A 17,994-nucleotide genomic window follows, 5' to 3' on the forward strand; every position below is an offset into this window, starting at 1 on the left:
ACCACCGTTTCTGCAGAGGTGTCGGTCTGGGCTCGATGGCGATCAGGAGGCGGCGTACTCGCCCATGTCCTCGCCGAGGAGTGCGCGCAGCCTGGCCAGCGCACGGGTGCACCGGGTGCGTACCGCGGCCGAGCTGGTGTTCATCGCGTCGGCGGTCTCCTCGATGGAGCGGTCCTCCCAGTAGCGCAGGACGACCACCGCCCGGTCCTTGGCGGGCAGCCGGGCGAGCGCCTCCAGCAGCGTCAGCCGCAGGGAGGTGTCGCCGCCGGCGGCGTACGGCAGCTCCGGCAGGACGTCCATGGCGCGCTCGGTGCTGCTGCGGCGCCGCTGATGGGCGAGGAAGGTGCGGGTGAGAACGGTCTGCGCGTACCCCGCCGGGTTGCCGACCCGGGAGACGCGTCCCCATCTGACGTACAGCCGCCCGAGGGTCTCCTGCACCAGATCCTCGGCCAGATGCGTGTCCCCCGCGGTCAGCAGGCAAGCGGACCGGTAGAGATGCCCGGCCCGTGCCGCCGCGAACGCGGCGTACTCTTCGTACCCGCCCGCGCGGACCTGTCTCATGTACGCCCCTATCGTCGGCCTTCACCTCATTGATGCGGTGGGCCCGGGGAAATGTTTCACACGAATCGACGGAGGGGGCAGGTCATCGCGCCCCGAAACCGGCGTTCTTGGCGTTGTTGACGTCGGCGGCGGACGCCTGGCTCGCACCGGTGAGGGAGAGGGCCAGAGCGGCGGTGACGGCGCCCGCCCAGAGTCGTATCGATCTCTTCTGTGGGGACATGACCAACACGTTGGTCCAGACCAATTCTGTTGTCAAGGGATGCTGCCGAGATGCTCAACCTGCCCCGTTTTGGCAGGCCTTGTGCAACACCGGATGCTTCGCAGCTACAGAAACGCTGTTCTCCGGTCATAGAGGCGTGGATACAGTGCTTTGGAAGTCACGCTGTGAAGTCGACTCGGTGCGTCGGGGTATCGCCGGCGGGCCGACAGGGGCGGGTGAACCGGGGAGCTGCACGTGCCAACTGCCATTGCCGTGACCAGTGCCGACCTGGCGCTGCCGCCGCACGACGAGCGCACCGTGCCCGCGGTGGTGCTCCAGGACCTGGACCGGCAGCCGCTCGACCAGTCGCTGGCTGCCGTGCAGGCGCTGATCGACCAGCACGGACATGTCATCGTCGTGTGCTCACAGGCGGTTCCCGCGGCCGTGACGCAGCGGCTGCACACCGTACGGTCCCTGCTGGAGAGCGACCGGATCGCCCTGTTCCGTCCTCCTCTGCCCCCGCTCGGACTCGCCGTCCTGGCCCGCCAGTTGAGACAGCTCGCCTCCTGCGACCTCAGCCCCGGCGTGCTGGCCTCCGCCGGCCGGCTGCTCACGCACTACATCCACGCCGGCGCGCTGCTCGGCTCGGTCGCCCGCCTCGACCGCGTCCCCGTCGGCCTGAGGTCGCACGCCAAGTCCTGGGTGCCCGGCACTCACTTCGGGGTCGTCGCACATCCCGAGCCGCAGCTGGTGAAGCTCCAGCCCGAAGCCTCGCTGACCGGCCCGGAGTTCGCGACCTGGATGCTGTTCGCCAAGGGCCAGCTGCAGTCGGACTGGGTCACGGAGTCCCTGGCCAAGTCCTGGCGGGTGCAGGGGCTGCGGGAGGCCGTACTGCCCGCCGAGTCCCCGCACTGGTGGGGGACCGGCAAGCTGATCGAGTTCTGTTCCTACCTGCCCGACCTGTCGGTCCTCTACCAGCTGGTCACCTCGGTGCGGCAGAACGTCTGCCACTGGTGCGGCATCGACGTCATCGGCGACCGCTGCGTCTTCTGCTCCGCCACCCCGCCCGTCCTCGAGGAACAGCACAAGAGCCTGCAAAAGCCTTGGCAGCAGAGGCAGATTCAGTACCAGAACCGGAAACAGATAACAGCCGGATGAGCCCGCACCACCCGACACCGCTCGACCCCCACCCCCAATGAGGTTCTACGGTTCATGAACTCCCGTCAGCGCCGCGGCGTGATACTCCTGCTCCTGTCGGTCCTGTGCGCCCTGGGCGCGTTCGCCGGCGTCCTCTCCGTCGTCAACGACGTGGAGTCCAAGGTCGGTCCCGAGGTGACCGCCTACCGGGTCAAGTCGAACGTGGAGCCCTACGAGACCCTCGGCGCGGGCCAGTTCGAGAAGGTCGAGATGCCGGAGCGCTGGCTGTCCGACACCGCCGTCACGGATCTGCGGCAGATCGAGGGCAAGATCGCCGTGACGAAACTGAAGAAGGGCTCCCTGCTGCAGAGCGACATGATCGTCGACCAGCCCGCCCTGCAGGCCGGGCAGCAAGAGGTCGCCATCATGATCGATGCGGCGACCGGTGTCGCCGGCAAGATCACGCCGGGTTCAAAGGTCAACGTGTACGCCACCTTCGAAGGGCAGCGGGAGGGTGATCCCGATCAGTCCAAGATCATCGTGACGAACGCCGTCGTTCTCGACATCGGCGACTTCACACCGCTCGAACCCGATGCCGACGACCGCAGCCGGGAGGCCACCAAGGCCGTCCCCATCACCTTCGCGCTGTCCGCGCTCGACGCCCAGCGCATCACGTACGCCGAGTCCTTCGCCCAGCGGGTCCGGCTCGCGCTGGTCGCGCCGGGGGAGACCGGCACCATTCCCGAGCAGGACCGGACGTACGAACTCGCCAAGGACAAGTGAGAGGCCCGCATGCCCACGAGGATCCTCCCGGCGGTCGGCGATCCGGACGCGGTCCGGTCCCTCACCACCCTGCTGAGCCAGCTCCCGGACGCCGAGCCGGTCGCCCCGGTGGTCGACTCCACCCAGCTCGTCGACACCCTCGCCCGGCTCGCCGCCGAGTCGGTCGACGAGCTGCCCGAGGTCGTCGTGGTCCACGAACGCATCGGCCCGGTCCCCGCCCTGGAGCTGATCCGCGACGTCGCCCTGCGCTTCCCGGCCGTCGGCGTCATCCTGGTCACCTCCGACGCCAGTCCCGGCCTCTTCCAGGCCGCCATGGACTACGGCGCCCGGGGCCTGGTGGCGCTGCCGGTGAACTACGAGGAACTGGCCAGCCGCGTCCAGGCGGTCGCCCAGTGGTCGACGGGCGTACGGCGTCATCTGGGCGGCGTGGTCGACGTGTTCACCGGCGTGGGCGGCACGGTGGTCACGGTGAGCGGCGCGAAGGGCGGGGTGGGCGTGACCCTGACGGCGATCCAACTCGCCCTCGCCGCCCAGGCGTCGGGCCGGTCGGCCGCCCTGGTGGACATGGACCTCCAGGCCGGGGACATCGCCTCTTACCTGGACATCCAGTTCCGCCGCTCGGTCGTCGACCTCGCCACCATCACCGACATATCCCCGCGCGTCCTGGCCAACGCGGTCTTCCGCCACGACAGCGGCGTCGCGCTGCTGCTCGCCCCCGGCGAGGGCGAACGCGGCGAGGAGGTCACCGACCGTGCGGCCCGGCAGATCGTCGGCGCCCTGCGCTCCCGCTACGAGGTCGTCGTCATCGACTGCGGCGCCCAGATGAGCGGCGCGAGCGCGGCGGCGGTCGAGATGGCGGACAGGGCCCTGCTGGTCACTACCCCGGACGTGGTCTCCGTCCGCGGCGCCAAGCGCACCGTCCGCATGTGGGACCGGCTCCAGATCCGCAAGGCCGAGGAGACCACGGTCGTCGTCAACCGTCACACCCGCGGCACGGAGATCCAGCCCCCGCTGATCCAGAAGATCACCGGCACGGCGGTGGCCGCGACGGCTGTCCCCGCCAACTTCAAGGAACTCCACGCCGCGGTCGACGCGGGCCGCGTCCACGAACTCGACGGCAGGAGCACGGTCAAGCAGGCATTGTGGGCGCTCGCGGGCGAACTCGGCCTTGTGAACGTCCCCGAAGGCGACCGGCGGGGCGGGCGGCTGAGGGGGGACCGGGGTGCGGTGAGCTTCCGGAGGCGGAGGGACGGAGGGGGGTGAGGGCGATGAGGGGCAGAGCGCGGGACGAAGGTCAGGTCACCATCGAGTTCCTCGGGATGACCCCGCTGATCATCCTCACGCTGGTGCTGGTGTGGCAGTTCGTGCTGCTGGGGTACACGTTCACGCTCGCGGGGAATGCTGCGGACGAGGCGGTGCGGGAATGGACGGCGTCGCGGGATCTGGGGGCCTGCCAGGAAGCGGGGCGCCGGAATCTGCCGAGTGCGTGGCAGGGGGGTGCCGTAGTGGATTGCGGCGGGGGCGGCGGCTATGTCACGGCCGATGTCCGGCTGGAGGTGCCCGTCCTCTTCCCCGGCTCCATCGGCTTCCCTTTCAGGGTCACGGGCCATGCGGGGGCCGTCGAGGAGGAGAAGGCGGACTGAGATGTCGTACTTACTCTTCTTCGGCCGTAAGCACCGCGACCGCGGTCAAGTCGCCATCGAGTACCTCGGGTTCATCCCCATCCTGCTCCTCGTCGCGATGGCGGGCGTACAGGTCGGGCTGATCGCCTACGCCGCCCAGCAGGCCGGTACGGCGGCGCGGGCCGGGGCGCGGGCGGCCTCGCTCGACTCCGGTGCCGCCCAGAGCGGCTGTGGGAACGCGATCAGCGACTGGTTGTCCGTCTCCTGTTCCGAAGCGCGTGGTGGCGACGAGGTCACCGTCACCGCCACCGTCCAGATCCCGTCGATCGTCCCCGGCTGGAACTTCGACCCGGCCACCAAGACCGCCACCATGCCGGTCGACCACTGAACGAGGTATCCCATGAGCCTGCGGTCCCGCATCAACACCCCGGAGGAGAACGGCAGCCGGGGCGAGGACGGGCACCTCGTCGCCTCGTACCGGGCCAAGCTCCTGGAGGAGATCGACCTCGCGGAGATGAGTTCGCTGGCGGCGGCCGAGCGCAGGGCCCGCCTTGAGCGCGTCCTCGGCCACATCATCAGCCGTGAGGGCCCGGTGCTGTCGACGGTCGAGCGCTCACAGCTGATCCGCCGGGTGGTCGACGAGGCGCTCGGGCTCGGCATCCTGGAGCCGCTGCTGGAGGACGCGTCGATCACCGAGATCATGGTGAACGGCCCGGACGCGATCTTCGTGGAACGCGGCGGCCGGGTCGAGCAGTTGCCGCTCCGCTTCCCCTCCCACGACCAGCTGATGCAGACGATCGAGCGGATCGTGTCCACGGTCAACCGGCGCGTCGACGAGTCGAACCCGATGGTCGACGCACGCCTGCCGTCCGGCGAGCGCGTCAACGTGATCATCCCGCCGCTGTCGCTGACCGGCGCCACGCTCACCATCCGCCGCTTCCCGCGCTCCTTCACGCTCCAGGAACTGGTCGGCTTCGGCTCGCTGGACGAGCACATGGTGTATCTGCTGGCGGGGCTCGTGCAGGCCCGGTGCAACATCATCGTGTCGGGGGCGACGGGCACCGGAAAGACGACGCTCCTGAACGCCCTGTCGGGGCTCATCCCCGAGAGCGAGCGCATCATCACCATCGAGGACTCGGCGGAACTCCAGCTCCAGCAGTCGCATGTGATCCGCCTGGAGTCCCGCCCACCGAACGTGGAGGGCCAGGGGCAGGTCACCATCCGCGATCTGGTGCGCAACTCCCTCCGGATGCGCCCGGACCGCATCGTCGTCGGTGAGGTCCGCGGCGGCGAGTCCCTGGACATGCTCCAGGCGATGTCGACGGGCCACGACGGCTCGCTCGCGACGGTCCACGCCAACAGCGCGGAGGACGCGCTGATGCGGCTGCAGACCCTCGCCTCCATGTCGGACGTGGAAGTCCCGTTCGTGGCACTGCACGACCAGATCAACAGCGCTGTCGACGTCATCATCCAGCTCACCCGCTTCGCGGACGGCGCCCGCCGCGTCACCGAGATCGCGATCCTCGACAGCCACGGGGGCGAGCCGTACCGCATCGCGACCGTGGCCCGCTTCGACGCCCAGCCGATGACCCACGACGGCCGGGTCCACGGCAGCTACGCCCACTTCCCGCTCCCGCGCCGCACCGCCGACCGCCTGTACATGGCGAGCCAGCCCATCCCGCAGGCCTACGGCGTCGCCCACACCCCAGCCCAGCTGTCCACCCGAGAAGCCAGGTAGGACCACTCCGATGGAACTCGACACCCTAGTCACGCTCACCACCGGCATCGCCCTGCTGACCTGCGTCCTCTTCGTGGTGGGCCTGCACTTCTACGCGGCGGGCAGGGCGCAGCGGGCGGCCCTCGTGGAGCGTCTGTCGGCCGCCGGCCAGGTCCCCGTCGGCCGCCGGCGCCGCTTCCGCAACCTGGACCGCCGGCTGCGCGGTACGAAGGTGGGCAAGGATCTGGAACTCCGGCTGGCGGCGACGGGCCTGGACGTCACCCCGGGCGAGTTCTTCGCCTACATGCTCGCGACGGTCGCGGGCCTGTGGCTGATCGGCCAGGCGACCCTGGCCCCCTTCTTCGGCCCGCTCGCCGGTGCGCTGGGCATCTGGGTGGCGATCCAGTTCCTCAACTGGCAGCGGCAGAAGCGGATCGAGAAGTTCATCAACCAGCTGCCCGAGCTGGCCCGCATCCTGGCGAACGCGACGCAGGCGGGGCTCGCACTGCGTACGGCGATCGGCATGGCGGCGGAGGAGCTGGAGGCACCTGCCGGGGAGGAACTGGCCAAGGTGGCGAACCAGTTGGCGGTGGGCGCGTCGATGGACGACGCGCTGGGAGAACTGGCGGACCGGTTGCCGTCGCGGGAGCTGGTGGTGCTGGTGACGACCCTGGTGCTGTCGAACCGGGCGGGCGGACAGGTGGTCACCGCGTTGCGGAATCTGACGGAGACGCTGGAGGAGCGCAAGGAGACCCGCCGCGAGATCCGCACCCAGCTGTCCCAGGTCACCATGACGTCGTACGCCGTCCCCGTCCTGGGCATCGGCTCGCTGCTCCTGATGAACGGGGTGAAAGAAGGCGCCCTGGAGCGCATGACGGGCTCACCGGCGGGACAAGGGGCGGTGATCCTCGCCTTCGCGCTGTACGCGATCGGCTTCATCATGATCCGCCGGTTGTCGCGGATCGACGTCTGAGGCGGGGGAGACGGACATGGCACTCCTACTGGCCCTGGTGATGGGCCTCAGCGTCTGGGGCATCTTCGCCGGCATCCGCATGTACCGCGCGGACGCCAAACTCCCCAGCGACCTGGTGCTGGCCCTGGAGGTCGGCGCGACCCGGACCGGCGCGGTCGACTCCCTGATCGACCGCATGGGCATGCGGTACGCGCCCGTGGTCCTCCGGCTGATGGGCCCGAAGCAGGTCGCCAAGTACCGCCGCAAGATCGACCTGGCGGGCAACCCGGGCGGCCTGACGATCGACCGCTACGCCGCGCGTCGGGCGGTGTACGGCGCGCTGGGCGGCGTGGGCTGCCTGGTGTTCGTGCTGCGCGGCCAGTACCTGGTGGCGCTGCTGCTGCTCGCCTTCGGGGCGTTCTGGACGGAGGTGGGCATCTGGTCGGCGATCCGCATCCGCAAGGACGTGATCGAGCGGACGCTGCCCGACTTCCTGGACGTACTGGCCGTGGTGGTCAGCGCGGGCCTGGGCTTCCGCCAGGCCTTGGACCGAGTGGCGTCGAAGTACGAGGGTCCCTGGGCCGACGAACTGCGCATCACCCTGCGCCAGATGGACCTCGGCATGAGCCGCCGACAGGCCTTCGCGGAACTGCGGCGGCGCAACGACTCCGAGCAGGTCGCCATGTTCGTGACGGCCTTGCAGCAGGGGGAGGAGCTGGGCGCGCCGATCGTGGACACGCTGGTGGCGCTGGCGAAGGACATGCGCCGCACGGACGCGCAGAACGCCCGCCGCAAGGCGGCCAGGGCCGTCCCCAAGGCCACCTTGACGATCACCACCTTCATGGTGCCGGCCACGATGATCCTGCTCGTCGCCGGGTTGCTGCTGGGGTCGGGGACGGACTTCGGGACCCTCACGGGGGAGTAGGGGGGAGGGAACACCGATGGCGATGATTAGGGCGGGCAGGCCGGGCCTGGCGTACAGGCTGCGGCGTCGTTCGGTTGGTGAAGTTGGTGACCTGCGTCCGCAGGGACGCCGACCCTCGGCCCCCGCACTCCCGCTCCAGGTGAACGCCCTTCAGGCCATGTGCCGCCAGGTCTTCGGCTTCCGCCTGGCCATGATCGCCCTGGCCGCCCCCTCAGCACTCCTCAACGCCAACCCGGGCTGGGGCACCCGCCTCGTCGGCATCGCCGTGGTCGTCACCTTCATGGTCTCGTACGTCCTCTTCCGGGACTGGGAACGCTTCGGCCCCCTCCTCCTGCGCCACCCCACCCTCCTGGCCCTGGACACCCTCTTCGGCTCGCTCCTCCTGATCTCCGCGGGCCCGGACACCACCCTCGCCTACGTCAGCGTCTGCACACCCCTCCTCGCGGGCATCGTCTACGGATGGCGCGGCGCCGCCGTGTTCGCCTCGCTCCAGTCCCTGATCCTCCTGCTGGCCCACGCGACGCTGCGGCAGGGCCACGCGGACCTCGCGGAGTCGCTGCTTCTGCCCGGTTTCTGCGTCATCAACGGTGCGCTCGGCTCGGCCCTGCGCAACCTGATGCTCCGCTTCGGCACCGCAACCCAGGCCCTGACCACGGTGAAGGCCCGCCTCGCCGTCACGGAGGCGGTCGACGCGGAACGCGCCCGGCTGGCACGGGAGATGCACGACTCGGTGGCCAAGACCCTGCACGGCGTGGCCCTGGCGGCGGACGGCCTGGCGAACTCGGCGAGCGCACGGGACACGGACCCCGCCCTGATCAAACAACAGGCGGAACTGATCGCCCGAGCGGCACGCAGGGCGGCGGCCGAGTCCCGCGAGCTCCTGGAGGACCTGCGCCAGGAATCCGACCCACGCCCCACGACCGACATCCTCACCGAACTGGCGGCCTACACCCGCGACTTCACGAGGCGTACGACTCTCCCGGCGACGTTCCGTCCGACGGCCGACGCCGGCGATCAGCTACTTCCACTTCCGCGCGCAGTGGCCCGCCAGCTCCTCACGATCGTCGGCGAGGCCATGGAGAACGCCCACCGCCACGCGTCCGCGACCCAGGTGAACGTACGCGCAGGCGTCCACGACGGAGTGCTGCGCATCAGCGTGTACGACGACGGACGCGGCCTGCCTCCCGGCTCCACCGTCGAACAGCTCCGCGGCTCCGGCCACTTCGGCCTGCTCGGCATGGTCGAGCGCGCGGAGTCGATGGGCGCGCGCCTCCATATCGGCCGAGGCGACCACGCACGAGGCACCGAGGTCCGCCTCGAACTCCCCTTGGCGGCCCTGACACCACGCAGCAGCACACGAAAGGAGGTGGCCTGATGCCACAAGACCTCCCGCAGGTACGGGTATTGGTCGCGGACGACAACCCAGTGGTCCGAGCAGGCCTCACCGCACTGCTGTCCGGCCGCGAGGACATCACCGTGGTGGCGCAGGCCGCCGACGGCCGCGAGGCCTGCGAGGCGGCGGACCAACACCGCCCCGACGTGGTCCTCCTGGACGTCCGCATGCCCGAACTGGACGGCATCTCGGCGCTGCCGCACCTGGCCTCCATCGCCCCGGTCATGATGCTGACGTACAGCACGGAACCGGCGACCGTCCGGGAGGCCCTGCGCCAAGGAGCGGCCGGCTATCTGGTCCACGGCGAGTTCACGGCGGACGAGCTGGTCACCGCGGTACGGGACATCCGGCAGGGCCGACCGCACTTCACGCGCACGGCGGCGAATGCGACTGCATACGGTGAGAGTTCACCTGCCCGTCGCCCGAAGCTACCGGAACAACTCGCTCCACCAGGCCAGTTCACTCCGTCCGCTGGGGCGCCCAGGCCCACTTTCGGGAAAGGGCTTTCGCAACTGCAATCGTATATGGGACAGTCGTTGGACCGGTCGCGGTTCCGACTGAGCATGAGGGAGGCGGAGATCATGGACCTCATCGCAACTGGCCTGAACAACCAGCAGATCGCCGCCGCCTGCTTCATCAGCGAGAAGACGGTCAAGAACCACATCAACCGCATTTTCGCCAAACTCCACAGCACCAGCCGCGCCGAAGCCGCCGCGAAGTGGCTGGGCACGGCGCCGAGTTCCGCGACAGGGCTGGGGTGACCTGCGGTGACGTCTGGGGGGAACGACAAGGCGAGCAGCCGGCTCCGCAGCCGGGTCCGGATTTGGGCCCTGGGACCCTCGGCAACACGGGGTGTTCCTGCATACACTCCGCGTGCCGAAGGCGACGACACCGGAGGGGTGCGGCATGCGGATGCGCGACAACGACAAGGGGCAGACTGCGGTCGAGTACCTGGGGATCATCGCGGTGGTTGTGGCGATTGTGTTGGCGATCACTGGGACGGACATCGGGCAGACGATCTACGACGCCATCACCACGCAAATCGCGAAGCTCACCGGCTGACATCGGCCCGTAGATTCGGCGACGCAGGGCAGGCTTTCCCCATCTACATCACGGTGGTCGGGGGCCTGCTCTTCCTTGCGTTCGTTTACCTGGCGGTAGGCCAGGCCGCCGCGAACCGGAACGGTGCTCAGACGGCAGCGGACGCGGCCGCGCTCGCGGCTGCCCTCGACACCCGCGACAAGCTCACGGACGAGTGGGTGGACAACCTACTCGACCCGACGAAGTGGCAGGACATCTTCGACGGTGTGGACGTGGGCCTCGATGGCTGCGGGCGTGCTCATCAACTGGCAGCGCAGAACGATGCAACGGCGGACTGCACGCCGTTGCCTGGGCTGCCCCCGGGCTACACGGTCGACGTGGAGACCACCGAGTCCGTCGGCGACTCCATCGTCCCCGGCACCGAGAACATGCACTCGAAGGCGACTGCCACTGCTGTGATCGAGCTGCGGTGCGATTTCGATCTCCCGGGTGAGGATGCCGGGGAGGACGTACTGCCGGAGCTGACCTGCGGTGACGACACCTGGGACCTGAACCCGGACGACCTCGACGATCTCCCGGGCCCCGAGGACCTCTTCGACGTCCACCTGGCCGACGCGCAAGCGAATGACGAGTGACGAAGGAAGCAGAGCGATGAGCATTCGGTTCACTGCGAAGGCCCGCAGGGGGATGGTCGCGTTGACGCTTACGGCCGGTCTGGCCGTCGGTGTGGCCGGTTGCGGTGGCGGTGGTGGTGGCGACGAGAAGCCGGAGGCGTCCGCATCGGCATCCAAGGACGGCGGATCCGACCCGAGTACTCAGGAGGGCCAGTCGGACACGCCAATGGCTGAGTTGAAGGGCTCGAACGGACTACTCCTCCAGATCGCGTCTGCTCAGCGTGACGCCGGCGGCTTCGTCACGGTGAACGCCGAACTGAAGAACGACGGTGCCGAGAGCGTCACGGTGCCCGCGGCACTGAGCGGAAACGAGACCGAGATCGTCAGAAACGGCAGGTCGCTCGGGGGCGCCACGCTGGTCGACTCGAAGAGCAAGAAGCGGTACTACGTACTGCGCGACACGGATGGCCGTCCGCTGACAACCACGGGCTTCTCGATCCTCAAGGCCGGCGACAGCCTCGCTGTGTTCATGCAGTTCCCGGCACCGCCCGCGGACACGACCGAAGTGGCGTTCCAGCTGCCGACGTTCGCCTCCGCCACCATCCAGATCTCCGGGTGAGGCCGACGATGACCGCCACCTCGACCTGGAGCGTGCCTCCCCGTCTCGCCCTGACCCTCGGTGCTACGTCCGTCATGGTCGCCGCCACCCTGCTGGCCCCGACCCATGCCCGTGCCGCCGACGGCCCCAGCGTGCCTCCAGGCACCGAACCCTCCGCTTCCGCCCCCGTCGAGGTCGACCCCAACGACCCCGACCTCAAGCTCCCCGAGGGGGCCACGCTCGCCGAACCCAAGGTGCTGGACATCAAGCAGGTCGTCGAGGACCAGAGCGGCGACGAACGCCGGGAGGACACCAACGCGGACGTGAAGTTCGCGCTCCAGGCGGAGGTCCTGTTCCCGAAGGACAGCGCGAGATTGACGGGCGAGGCAAGGTCGCGCCTCTCGGCCATCGCGGACGAGATCAAGACCCAGAACGCGACACGCATCCGCGTCTTCGGCTTCACGGACAACCTCGGCTCGTCCGCCCACGGCGACGTCCTCTCCAAACAGCGCGCCAACGCCGTACAGGAAGTCCTGGACGACGAACTGAACGACCCCAACATCACCTTCGAGGTCCGCGGCTACGGCGAGCAGTACCCGATCGCCTCGAACGCCACGGAGGAGAGCCGCAGGAAGAACCGAAGGGTGGAGGTGACCTTCCCGCGTTCCGAGAACTGACCGTGACGGGAAAAAGAGGCGTATACGTCACGTATACTTGCGCCCATGTCTGACGTCATGATCCGCGTGCCCGCCGAAGTCCGTGACCAACTCGCCGCAGTGGCCGAGGCGCGTGGGACCAGTCTCCGTGCCCTGATGCAGGAAATAGCGGCTCAGACTCTGACGCCCGAGCAGATCAAGGAGCGAGCCGATCGCACCCGTGCCCTGCTCGCCGAGCGGTTCGGCCACTACGTGACGGATGACGAATCCGCGGACATGCGGCGCAAGATGCGGGAAGCCACGGCCGCACACAGGGCTGCTCTCGCCGGGGCGGAGTCGTCTCGTTGAACGAGATCGAGCACTATGTCCTCGATAGTCCCACGCTGCTGGCGATGGGGGGCAACAAGCAGGTCTCCGGCCTCATCCATGCCGCGGCATCCAGCGATGATGTGCGCCTGTGGCTGCCCGTTCTGTGCCTTGTGGAGGCTGAGCGCGAGCGTGCGGGGATCGTGGCCCATGCGGGGGTACTGCGGGACGTGTTCCGCATTATCGACGACGACTACGCGATGGCCATGACCGTCGGGGAACTGCTGCGCGACGGTGTCGTCTTCGGTGTCGCCGCAGCCGTACATGTGGCGCGACCGAACCCGATGCTTCCCGACGGAGCACTGGTTGCCACGGTCGCACCTGAGGCCTACGCCGGGCTGGGAGTCGGGGTCATGGACCTGAACCGCTGATGGGCCGGCGGTTTGGGGGAGCGCCTGGGTGTGACCGCCGATGACGTGGAGGCCATCGAGCTGGGCGGAATGCTTCCCATCACCGCAGACCTGCTGGTCAGGCTGGCGGCAGCGCTGGAGGTCGCGGTGGACCTGCATGTCGTCGCCGACGGGCGTAACACCGTGGTGTTCGAAGAGCGCGCTGCGTAGCGGCACGGCCACACGCCACACCGGACTGCGTCAGCATCATCCGTTACCGAATGTCGTGCCCGGGGTGGGTCTGGTCGTACTCGCGACGGGCCTCGGCGATGACGGCCCGATGGCTGAGAGACCAGTCGGCGAGTGCCTTGACCAGGTGGGTCAGGCCGGCCCCGGTCTCGGTCAGGCGGTAGTCCACGTGGGCCGGGACGGTGGGGTAGACGGTGCGCAGGACGAGTCCGTCGCGTTCCAGCCTGCGCACGGTGAGGGTGAGCATGCGCTGGGAGATGCCGTCGATGGCCCGTTGCAGTTCCCGGAAGCGGCGCGGTCCGCCGGCGAGTTCGACGATCACGAGTACCGACCACTTGTCCCCGATCCGGTCCAGGACATCGCGGATCCCGCAGTCCGGGTGGTCTTCGCGCCCGCAGGGATCGAGGTCTGCGGGCGCGGCGGTTACCTCAGTGTGCGTGGGTGACATCAAACTGCCTTCTTGTGGCCGGTATGCGGGCGGTTCAGGATCAAGCGTAGTTACCGAAGAGAACCACCGACGGAAGACTACGACTGACATGATTCTGGTGACCGGAGCGAACGGGAGCCTCGGCTCTGCCACTCTCGCGGCGCTGCATGCCCGCGACGCGACAGCGACAGGCGGCAGCCGCACTCCGAACGGCGAGTTGCGGCGGCTCGATTTCGACGATCCCTCCGGCATGGACCTCGCCGGTGTGTCCACCCTGGTGCTGATTTCCGCCGGGTATGCCGAAGACGACCAGGTCATCGGGCGGCACACGGCCGTCCTTGACGCTGCCGTCCGAGACGGCGTCCGGCATGTCGTCTACACCAGCCTGACCGGTGCCGGTGAGCACCTCGGTTTCGCGCTGGCGCACCGCGCGACCGAACGGCTCATGCGCGTTTGCGGCTTGCCGTGGACGATCCTGCGCAACGGCCTCTACGCCGAACTCTTCGGCGGACTACTGATGTGGGCCGACGGCGGCGTGGAGTCCGCGTTCGGCGACGGCGCCCTGGCCGCGGTCGCCCGTGCCGACCTGGCCGAGGCCGCGGCGGTCATCGCGGCGGATCCGGCACCGCACAGCGGGCGTACCTACGACCTCGTCGGCACGCCCATCACGGCAGCGCACGTAGCCGGCCGGCTCGGCGTCCCGCACCGCACCATCGGTCTGGCCGAGTACCGGCGCAGGCTCCTCAACGAGGTGACGGGACTCCTGCCGTTCCAGCCACCCATGCTCGCCTCGATCGCGACCGGCGTCCGGCACGGCTTTCTGGACGGCACCGGCCCCGACCTCCCGGACATCCTCGGCCGCGAGGTTTCCGACCCACTGGCCACGGCTGTCGCAGCCGCGGCGGCCACGAGACCGTCGGCAGGTGGATGACGGCGGTGTGCGGGTGTCGGTAGGTGCACCGTCCGCCGGGTGGGCAGAGCCATGGTGAGGGACAAAGAGCGTTCATAGCCTCTTAGCCATGGCTGACAAAGAGAGCACTGAGAAGGCCGCGACCTCGCGGCGACAGGCATTGCGACGTCTCGCCGCAGGCGCCGGCGGGGCCGCGCTCGCCGTGGGCGTGGGTGCGGGAACCGCGCGCGCAACCGACGCCGACCGGGCCACGCCACGGACCCGCCACGGCATCCGTACGTATGTCCTGGTCCACGGCACCCATAGCGCGGGTGCCTTCTGGACGGCGATCGGCAGAGAACTGGCGCTGCGCGGGCACCGCGTCGTCACGGTGGACCAACCGCTGCACGGTACCGAGAAGTTCATCCCGAAGGCGTATCAGACGCAGGACTTGAGCGCCCTCGCGACGGAGCCCTCGCCGGTCGCCGCGCTCACCCTGGACGACTTCGAACGGCGGGTCACCGGCGTCGTACGACGCGCCGCGCGGCTCGGCGGTCCCGTGGTACTGGTCGGGCACAGCATGGGCGGGCTCTCGGTGAGCCGGGTGGCGAACGCCGTGCCTGAACTCCTGGCCCACATCTGCTACATGGCCGCGTTCTGCCCGAGCCGCAGCATGCCGTCCCTGAACGAGTGCGCGGGCTCGCCCGAAGGGCAACTCGCCATCAGCCCGCTGGAGCAGATCGTCGGCGACCCGGGGAAGCTGGGTGTGCTGCGCCTCAACTGGCGTACCTCCAGCAGCCGTGACCTCGCCGTCTTCAAGGAGATGACCTGCGCGGAGTACACGGATGCCGAGTTCCTGCGGGTGCTGGAGGGTTTGCAGGCGGACGAGTCGATGACGGCGTACGCGGGCCGGGCCGTCGGGCGCGCGGAGACGTGGGGGCGGATTCCGCGCACGTATCTGCGGTTCGGCAAGGACAGGACCGTCGCCACGGCACTCCAGGACCGCATGATCGCCGAAGCCGATGAACTCACCCCGTACAACCGCTTCAGGGTCCACAACTTCCCCGGCTCCGGCCACATGGGCCCCACGGACCCAACTCGCGTGACGGACCTCCTGCACGGGCTGCGGCTGTAACAGCTCACACCTGCCGAACAGACTGCCTGAGTACGGTGACGTCCGCTGATCCGGTTCGTGCAGGCCACGTGGCCTGCACCACACCGGGATTGCCCTGCCCACGGATCCGGGAAGAGATCACGGAGCTGTCTCCGTGAGACTCTGCGAAGGGAATCCGACCCGTGACCACCGCGATCGCGACGATCACCCGAGAGGTCCGCCTCGAAATCCCCCCGGGCCGGACGGTGCAGCCGGTGGCCCGGGCGACGGTACGGCGGCGGGAGCGTAGGGACTACCCGGCCCTCTCGATCCCCACCCGAACCCCGGCCCGCAACCCCCACCCCGTCATGGCCCCCGCCTCCGCCTCCAGTACATGCCGAGCACGAAGCCGGGGCATCCCGAGCCGCCCAGGCTTCATGGTCGTCACGGCGATGACATCGAGGTGGCGGTCGAGGTAGGCGACATCGATGGGGATCCGCATCCGAAAGGTGTGCACGCTGTTGGCGGGGGAGAGCAAGATCGCCCCGTCAACGGCGTCCCGCCCCAACAGCCCTTTGGTACGGGCGCGATACGAGGCGGCGATCTCCAGAGGGACGGAGACGACATCCCCACGGTCAGCCCCGTACACGACCAACTTCCCGCGTCCGTCTCGCCAGCTCCGCCGCATTCCAGCAGGGTGACACAAGGCCGTGTACGCGCGGAAAAGATGTTGTCCATTGCGTCGCGGCCCGGGTAGGAAGGCCGTATGACGACTGGACTCGGTGCCGTGTTCCGCCCTCAGCTGCCGCCCGAGCGACTGCGGGAGGTCGCCCGGCTCGCAGACGAGACGGGACTTGAAGAGCTCTGGCTGTGGGAGGACTGCTTCCGGGAGGGTGGGTTGTCGACCGCGGCCGCCGCTCTCGCCTGGACCGAGCGGGTGCGCATCGGGGTCGGGCTGCTGCCCGTGCCGCTGCGGAACGTGGCCATCACCGCGATGGAGGTCGCCTCGCTGCACCGGATGTTCCCCGGGCGCCCCATCGTCGGCGTCGGCCATGGCGTCCAGGACTGGATGGGGCAGGTGGGCGCCCGGGTCGAGTCACCCGTGACCCTGCTGCGCGAGCACCTTCTCGCCCTGCGCGCCCTGCTGCGCGGCGAGCGGATCACGACCGACGGGCGGTACGTCAAGCTCGACGACGTCGCGCTCGACTGGCCCCCCGCCGATCCCGCGCCGCCCGTCCTCGCCGGCGCCACCGGGCCCCGCTCGCTGCGGCTGGCCGGTGAAGCGGCCGACGGGACCATCCTCACCGCGAGTACGCCCCCCGAAGGCGTCCGGCGTGCCCGGCAACTCATCGACGAGGGACGGGAGTCGGCCGGTCGTACCGAACCGCACAAGGTCGTCGTCTATCTCCTCACCGCCACCGGTCCCGGCGCCGCCGCACGGCTCCGCGCCGAGCTCGACGCCGAAGGCGTGGCATCCGTCCCGGACCTCGGCGTCGCGGGAGACGCCGGAGCCGTCGCCAAGGCCGTCCAGCGCCTCGCCGACGCCGGCGCCGACACGGTCGTCCTGCAGCCGACCGGCGACGAACCCGACCCGGAGGGGTTCGTACGGTTCGCGGCGGAAGAAGTACGGCCCCTGGTCCCGTGAGCCGACCGGCGCCCGGTGCCTCCCGCACCTACGAAGACCTCGTCGAAGAAGCCGTGGCCCACCCCACCGACGGCTGGGACTTCTCCTGGTTCCAGGGCAGGGCCACGGAGGCCCGGCCCTCGTGGCGTTACGCGGAGTCCATGGCCGCCCGCCTCCGCGGCACGACCGCGGTGCTCGACATCCAGACCGGCGGGGGAGAGGTCCTCGACTTCGCCCTGGAGCGCGCCCAGCCGGATCCACCCCTCCTCACCGTCGCCACCGAAGGCTGGCCCCCCAACGTAGCCAAGGCCACCGCCCTCCTCCGCCCCCGCGGTGTCGCCGTCGTCGCCTCGCCCGAGGACGCCGCGTTCCCCTTCGCGGACGCGACGTTCGACCTCGTCGTCAGCCGGCACCCCGTACGCCCTCACTGGCCGGAGATCGCCCGCGTCCTCCGCCCCGGCGGCACCTACTTCGCCCAGCACGTCGGCCCCAGCAGCGTCTTCGAACTCGTCGAGTACTTCCTCGGCCCGTTGTCCGACGAGCAGCGCAACGGCCGCCACCCCGACCGCGAGCGCGCCGACGCCCAGGCCGCCGAGCTCGAAGTCGTCGACGTACGTGCGGAACGCCTCCGTGTGGAGTTCTACGACATCGGAGCCGTCGTCCACTTCCTGCGCAAGGTGATCTGGATGGTCCCCGGCTTCACCGCCGAGGCCTACGAACCCCGACTCCGTGCCCTGCACGCCGAGATCGAGGCACACGGCCCCTTCGTCGCCCACAGCGCCCGCCACCTCTTCGAGCTGCGCAGGCCCGGGTGACTCC

General features: G+C 69.5%; 25 protein-coding genes. 21 read left to right on the forward strand and 4 right to left on the reverse strand.

The annotated features are described in order from the left end of the window. Positions 1-42 precede the first annotated feature (42 nt). Complete coding sequence (locus QQY66_RS31360; protein ID WP_301983663.1) at positions 43-561, reverse strand: SigE family RNA polymerase sigma factor; 519 nt, start codon at positions 559-561, stop codon at positions 43-45. An 82-nt stretch (positions 562-643) separates the two neighbouring features. Next, positions 644-781 (reverse strand): hypothetical protein, encoded by a 138-nt coding sequence (locus QQY66_RS31365; protein WP_301987786.1) that lies wholly within the window; start codon positions 779-781, stop codon positions 644-646. Positions 782-1,015: 234 nt separating this feature from the next. Between QQY66_RS31365 and QQY66_RS31370 the strand changes: the two genes are divergently transcribed. The 17 genes from QQY66_RS31370 to QQY66_RS31450 all read left to right on the forward strand — a co-directional run bounded on the left by QQY66_RS31370 (position 1,016) and on the right by QQY66_RS31450 (position 13,124). Beyond that, positions 1,016-1,918, forward strand: coding sequence for a hypothetical protein (locus tag QQY66_RS31370; RefSeq protein WP_301983664.1), 903 nt, complete (start codon positions 1,016-1,018; stop codon positions 1,916-1,918). A 54-nt stretch (positions 1,919-1,972) separates the two neighbouring features. Then, positions 1,973-2,680 (forward strand): Flp pilus assembly protein CpaB, encoded by a 708-nt coding sequence (gene cpaB, locus QQY66_RS31375; RefSeq protein ID WP_301983665.1) that lies wholly within the window; start codon positions 1,973-1,975, stop codon positions 2,678-2,680. A 9-nt stretch (positions 2,681-2,689) separates the two neighbouring features. Then, positions 2,690-3,943, forward strand: coding sequence for an AAA family ATPase (locus QQY66_RS31380; RefSeq protein WP_301983666.1), 1,254 nt, complete (start codon positions 2,690-2,692; stop codon positions 3,941-3,943). Positions 3,944-3,948: 5 nt separating this feature from the next. Beyond that, the gene (locus QQY66_RS31385; RefSeq protein WP_301983667.1) at positions 3,949-4,323 is read left to right on the forward strand and encodes a TadE/TadG family type IV pilus assembly protein; all 375 of its coding nucleotides are present in this window, start codon (positions 3,949-3,951) and stop codon (positions 4,321-4,323) included. Between the two features lies 1 nt (position 4,324). Then, on the forward strand, positions 4,325-4,690 hold the full coding sequence (locus QQY66_RS31390) for a TadE/TadG family type IV pilus assembly protein (RefSeq protein WP_301983668.1): 366 nt from the start codon (positions 4,325-4,327) through the stop codon (positions 4,688-4,690). A gap of 12 nt (positions 4,691-4,702) precedes the next feature. Continuing rightward, positions 4,703-6,040 carry a CpaF family protein gene (locus QQY66_RS31395; protein WP_301983669.1) on the forward strand — a complete coding sequence of 446 codons (1,338 nt, stop codon included), beginning with the start codon at positions 4,703-4,705 and terminating at the stop codon, positions 6,038-6,040. A gap of 10 nt (positions 6,041-6,050) precedes the next feature. Continuing rightward, entirely contained in the window at positions 6,051-6,992 is a 942-nt protein-coding gene (locus QQY66_RS31400) for a type II secretion system F family protein (RefSeq protein WP_301983670.1), read from the forward strand. Positions 6,993-7,008: 16 nt separating this feature from the next. Continuing rightward, positions 7,009-7,896, forward strand: coding sequence for a DUF5936 domain-containing protein (locus tag QQY66_RS31405; protein ID WP_301983671.1), 888 nt, complete (start codon positions 7,009-7,011; stop codon positions 7,894-7,896). Positions 7,897-7,912: 16 nt separating this feature from the next. Next, positions 7,913-9,271, forward strand: a complete 1,359-nt coding sequence (locus tag QQY66_RS31410; protein WP_301983672.1) for a sensor histidine kinase — start codon at positions 7,913-7,915, stop codon at positions 9,269-9,271. After that, positions 9,271-10,050, forward strand: coding sequence for a response regulator transcription factor (locus QQY66_RS31415; RefSeq protein ID WP_301983673.1), 780 nt, complete (start codon positions 9,271-9,273; stop codon positions 10,048-10,050). Before QQY66_RS31410 ends, QQY66_RS31415 begins: the two co-directional genes overlap by 1 nt. A 112-nt stretch (positions 10,051-10,162) precedes the next feature. Further along, positions 10,163-10,351, forward strand: a complete 189-nt coding sequence (locus tag QQY66_RS31420) for a Flp family type IVb pilin (protein WP_210577255.1) — start codon at positions 10,163-10,165, stop codon at positions 10,349-10,351. Next, positions 10,348-10,965, forward strand: coding sequence for a pilus assembly protein TadG-related protein (locus tag QQY66_RS31425; protein ID WP_301987560.1), 618 nt, complete (start codon positions 10,348-10,350; stop codon positions 10,963-10,965). Before QQY66_RS31420 ends, QQY66_RS31425 begins: the two co-directional genes overlap by 4 nt. 16 nt (positions 10,966-10,981) lie before the next feature. Beyond that, positions 10,982-11,563, forward strand: a complete 582-nt coding sequence (locus QQY66_RS31430; protein ID WP_301983674.1) for a hypothetical protein — start codon at positions 10,982-10,984, stop codon at positions 11,561-11,563. Positions 11,564-11,571: 8 nt separating this feature from the next. Continuing rightward, entirely contained in the window at positions 11,572-12,219 is a 648-nt protein-coding gene (locus QQY66_RS31435) for an OmpA family protein (RefSeq protein ID WP_301983675.1), read from the forward strand. A 45-nt stretch (positions 12,220-12,264) separates the two neighbouring features. Further along, positions 12,265-12,546, forward strand: coding sequence for an Arc family DNA-binding protein (locus QQY66_RS31440; RefSeq protein WP_301983676.1), 282 nt, complete (start codon positions 12,265-12,267; stop codon positions 12,544-12,546). Continuing rightward, complete coding sequence (locus QQY66_RS31445) at positions 12,543-12,935, forward strand: hypothetical protein (protein ID WP_301983677.1); 393 nt, start codon at positions 12,543-12,545, stop codon at positions 12,933-12,935. The genes QQY66_RS31440 and QQY66_RS31445 overlap by 4 nt, the downstream gene beginning before the upstream one ends. Positions 12,936-12,965: 30 nt before the next feature. Further along, positions 12,966-13,124, forward strand: a complete 159-nt coding sequence (locus tag QQY66_RS31450; protein ID WP_301983679.1) for a hypothetical protein — start codon at positions 12,966-12,968, stop codon at positions 13,122-13,124. A 43-nt stretch (positions 13,125-13,167) separates the two neighbouring features. Here QQY66_RS31450 and QQY66_RS31455 read toward each other — a convergent pair whose 3' ends face one another. Continuing rightward, positions 13,168-13,590 carry a helix-turn-helix domain-containing protein gene (locus tag QQY66_RS31455; protein WP_301983680.1) on the reverse strand — a complete coding sequence of 141 codons (423 nt, stop codon included), beginning with the start codon at positions 13,588-13,590 and terminating at the stop codon, positions 13,168-13,170. A gap of 88 nt (positions 13,591-13,678) precedes the next feature. Between QQY66_RS31455 and QQY66_RS31460 the strand changes: the two genes are divergently transcribed. Then, a complete protein-coding gene (locus QQY66_RS31460) occupies positions 13,679-14,500 on the forward strand; it encodes an NAD(P)H-binding protein (RefSeq protein ID WP_301983681.1) in 822 nt (273 codons plus the stop codon). Positions 14,501-14,588: 88 nt separating this feature from the next. Beyond that, positions 14,589-15,593: an alpha/beta fold hydrolase gene (locus QQY66_RS31465; protein ID WP_301983682.1), complete on the forward strand. Its 1,005-nt coding sequence runs from the start codon at positions 14,589-14,591 to the stop codon at positions 15,591-15,593. A gap of 271 nt (positions 15,594-15,864) precedes the next feature. On the opposite strand, the gene QQY66_RS31470 is transcribed toward QQY66_RS31465, so the two are convergent. After that, positions 15,865-16,239, reverse strand: a complete 375-nt coding sequence (locus QQY66_RS31470; protein ID WP_301983683.1) for a DUF192 domain-containing protein — start codon at positions 16,237-16,239, stop codon at positions 15,865-15,867. Between the two features lie 78 nt (positions 16,240-16,317). Here QQY66_RS31470 and QQY66_RS31475 point away from each other — a divergent pair, with 78 nt between their 5' ends. Both QQY66_RS31475 and QQY66_RS31480 read left to right on the forward strand, forming a co-directional pair. Further along, positions 16,318-17,196 carry an LLM class flavin-dependent oxidoreductase gene (locus QQY66_RS31475; RefSeq protein ID WP_301983684.1) on the forward strand — a complete coding sequence of 293 codons (879 nt, stop codon included), beginning with the start codon at positions 16,318-16,320 and terminating at the stop codon, positions 17,194-17,196. Continuing rightward, positions 17,193-17,990: a class I SAM-dependent methyltransferase gene (locus QQY66_RS31480; protein ID WP_301983685.1), complete on the forward strand. Its 798-nt coding sequence runs from the start codon at positions 17,193-17,195 to the stop codon at positions 17,988-17,990. Before QQY66_RS31475 ends, QQY66_RS31480 begins: the two co-directional genes overlap by 4 nt. Positions 17,991-17,994 lie beyond the last annotated feature (4 nt).

This window comes from Streptomyces sp. DG2A-72 (assembly GCF_030499575.1).
Taxonomy (GTDB): Bacteria; Actinomycetota; Actinomycetes; order Streptomycetales; family Streptomycetaceae; genus Streptomyces.

Bases quoted from the DNA above. Each gene is read 5' to 3' on its own strand.
- QQY66_RS31405 (WP_301983671.1), top strand. From the start codon at position 7,009: ATGGCACTCCTACTGGCCCTGGTGATGGGCCTCAGCGTCTGGGGCATC.
- QQY66_RS31465 (WP_301983682.1), top strand. From the start codon at position 14,589: ATGGCTGACAAAGAGAGCACTGAGAAGGCCGCGACCTCGCGGCGACAG.
- QQY66_RS31400 (WP_301983670.1), top strand. From the start codon at position 6,051: ATGGAACTCGACACCCTAGTCACGCTCACCACCGGCATCGCCCTGCTG.
- QQY66_RS31460 (WP_301983681.1), top strand. From the start codon at position 13,679: ATGATTCTGGTGACCGGAGCGAACGGGAGCCTCGGCTCTGCCACTCTC.
- QQY66_RS31410 (WP_301983672.1), top strand. From the start codon at position 7,913: ATGGCGATGATTAGGGCGGGCAGGCCGGGCCTGGCGTACAGGCTGCGG.
- QQY66_RS31380 (WP_301983666.1), top strand. From the start codon at position 2,690: ATGCCCACGAGGATCCTCCCGGCGGTCGGCGATCCGGACGCGGTCCGG.
- QQY66_RS31415 (WP_301983673.1), top strand. From the start codon at position 9,271: ATGCCACAAGACCTCCCGCAGGTACGGGTATTGGTCGCGGACGACAAC.
- QQY66_RS31430 (WP_301983674.1), top strand. From the start codon at position 10,982: ATGAGCATTCGGTTCACTGCGAAGGCCCGCAGGGGGATGGTCGCGTTG.
- QQY66_RS31360 (WP_301983663.1), bottom strand. From the start codon at position 561: ATGAGACAGGTCCGCGCGGGCGGGTACGAAGAGTACGCCGCGTTCGCG.
- QQY66_RS31475 (WP_301983684.1), top strand. From the start codon at position 16,318: ATGACGACTGGACTCGGTGCCGTGTTCCGCCCTCAGCTGCCGCCCGAG.
- QQY66_RS31395 (WP_301983669.1), top strand. From the start codon at position 4,703: ATGAGCCTGCGGTCCCGCATCAACACCCCGGAGGAGAACGGCAGCCGG.
- cpaB (WP_301983665.1), top strand. From the start codon at position 1,973: ATGAACTCCCGTCAGCGCCGCGGCGTGATACTCCTGCTCCTGTCGGTC.
- QQY66_RS31440 (WP_301983676.1), top strand. From the start codon at position 12,265: ATGTCTGACGTCATGATCCGCGTGCCCGCCGAAGTCCGTGACCAACTC.
- QQY66_RS31365 (WP_301987786.1), bottom strand. From the start codon at position 781: ATGTCCCCACAGAAGAGATCGATACGACTCTGGGCGGGCGCCGTCACC.
- QQY66_RS31435 (WP_301983675.1), top strand. From the start codon at position 11,572: ATGACCGCCACCTCGACCTGGAGCGTGCCTCCCCGTCTCGCCCTGACC.
- QQY66_RS31385 (WP_301983667.1), top strand. From the start codon at position 3,949: ATGAGGGGCAGAGCGCGGGACGAAGGTCAGGTCACCATCGAGTTCCTC.
- QQY66_RS31390 (WP_301983668.1), top strand. From the start codon at position 4,325: ATGTCGTACTTACTCTTCTTCGGCCGTAAGCACCGCGACCGCGGTCAA.
- QQY66_RS31470 (WP_301983683.1), bottom strand. From the start codon at position 16,239: ATGCGGCGGAGCTGGCGAGACGGACGCGGGAAGTTGGTCGTGTACGGG.
- QQY66_RS31455 (WP_301983680.1), bottom strand. From the start codon at position 13,590: ATGTCACCCACGCACACTGAGGTAACCGCCGCGCCCGCAGACCTCGAT.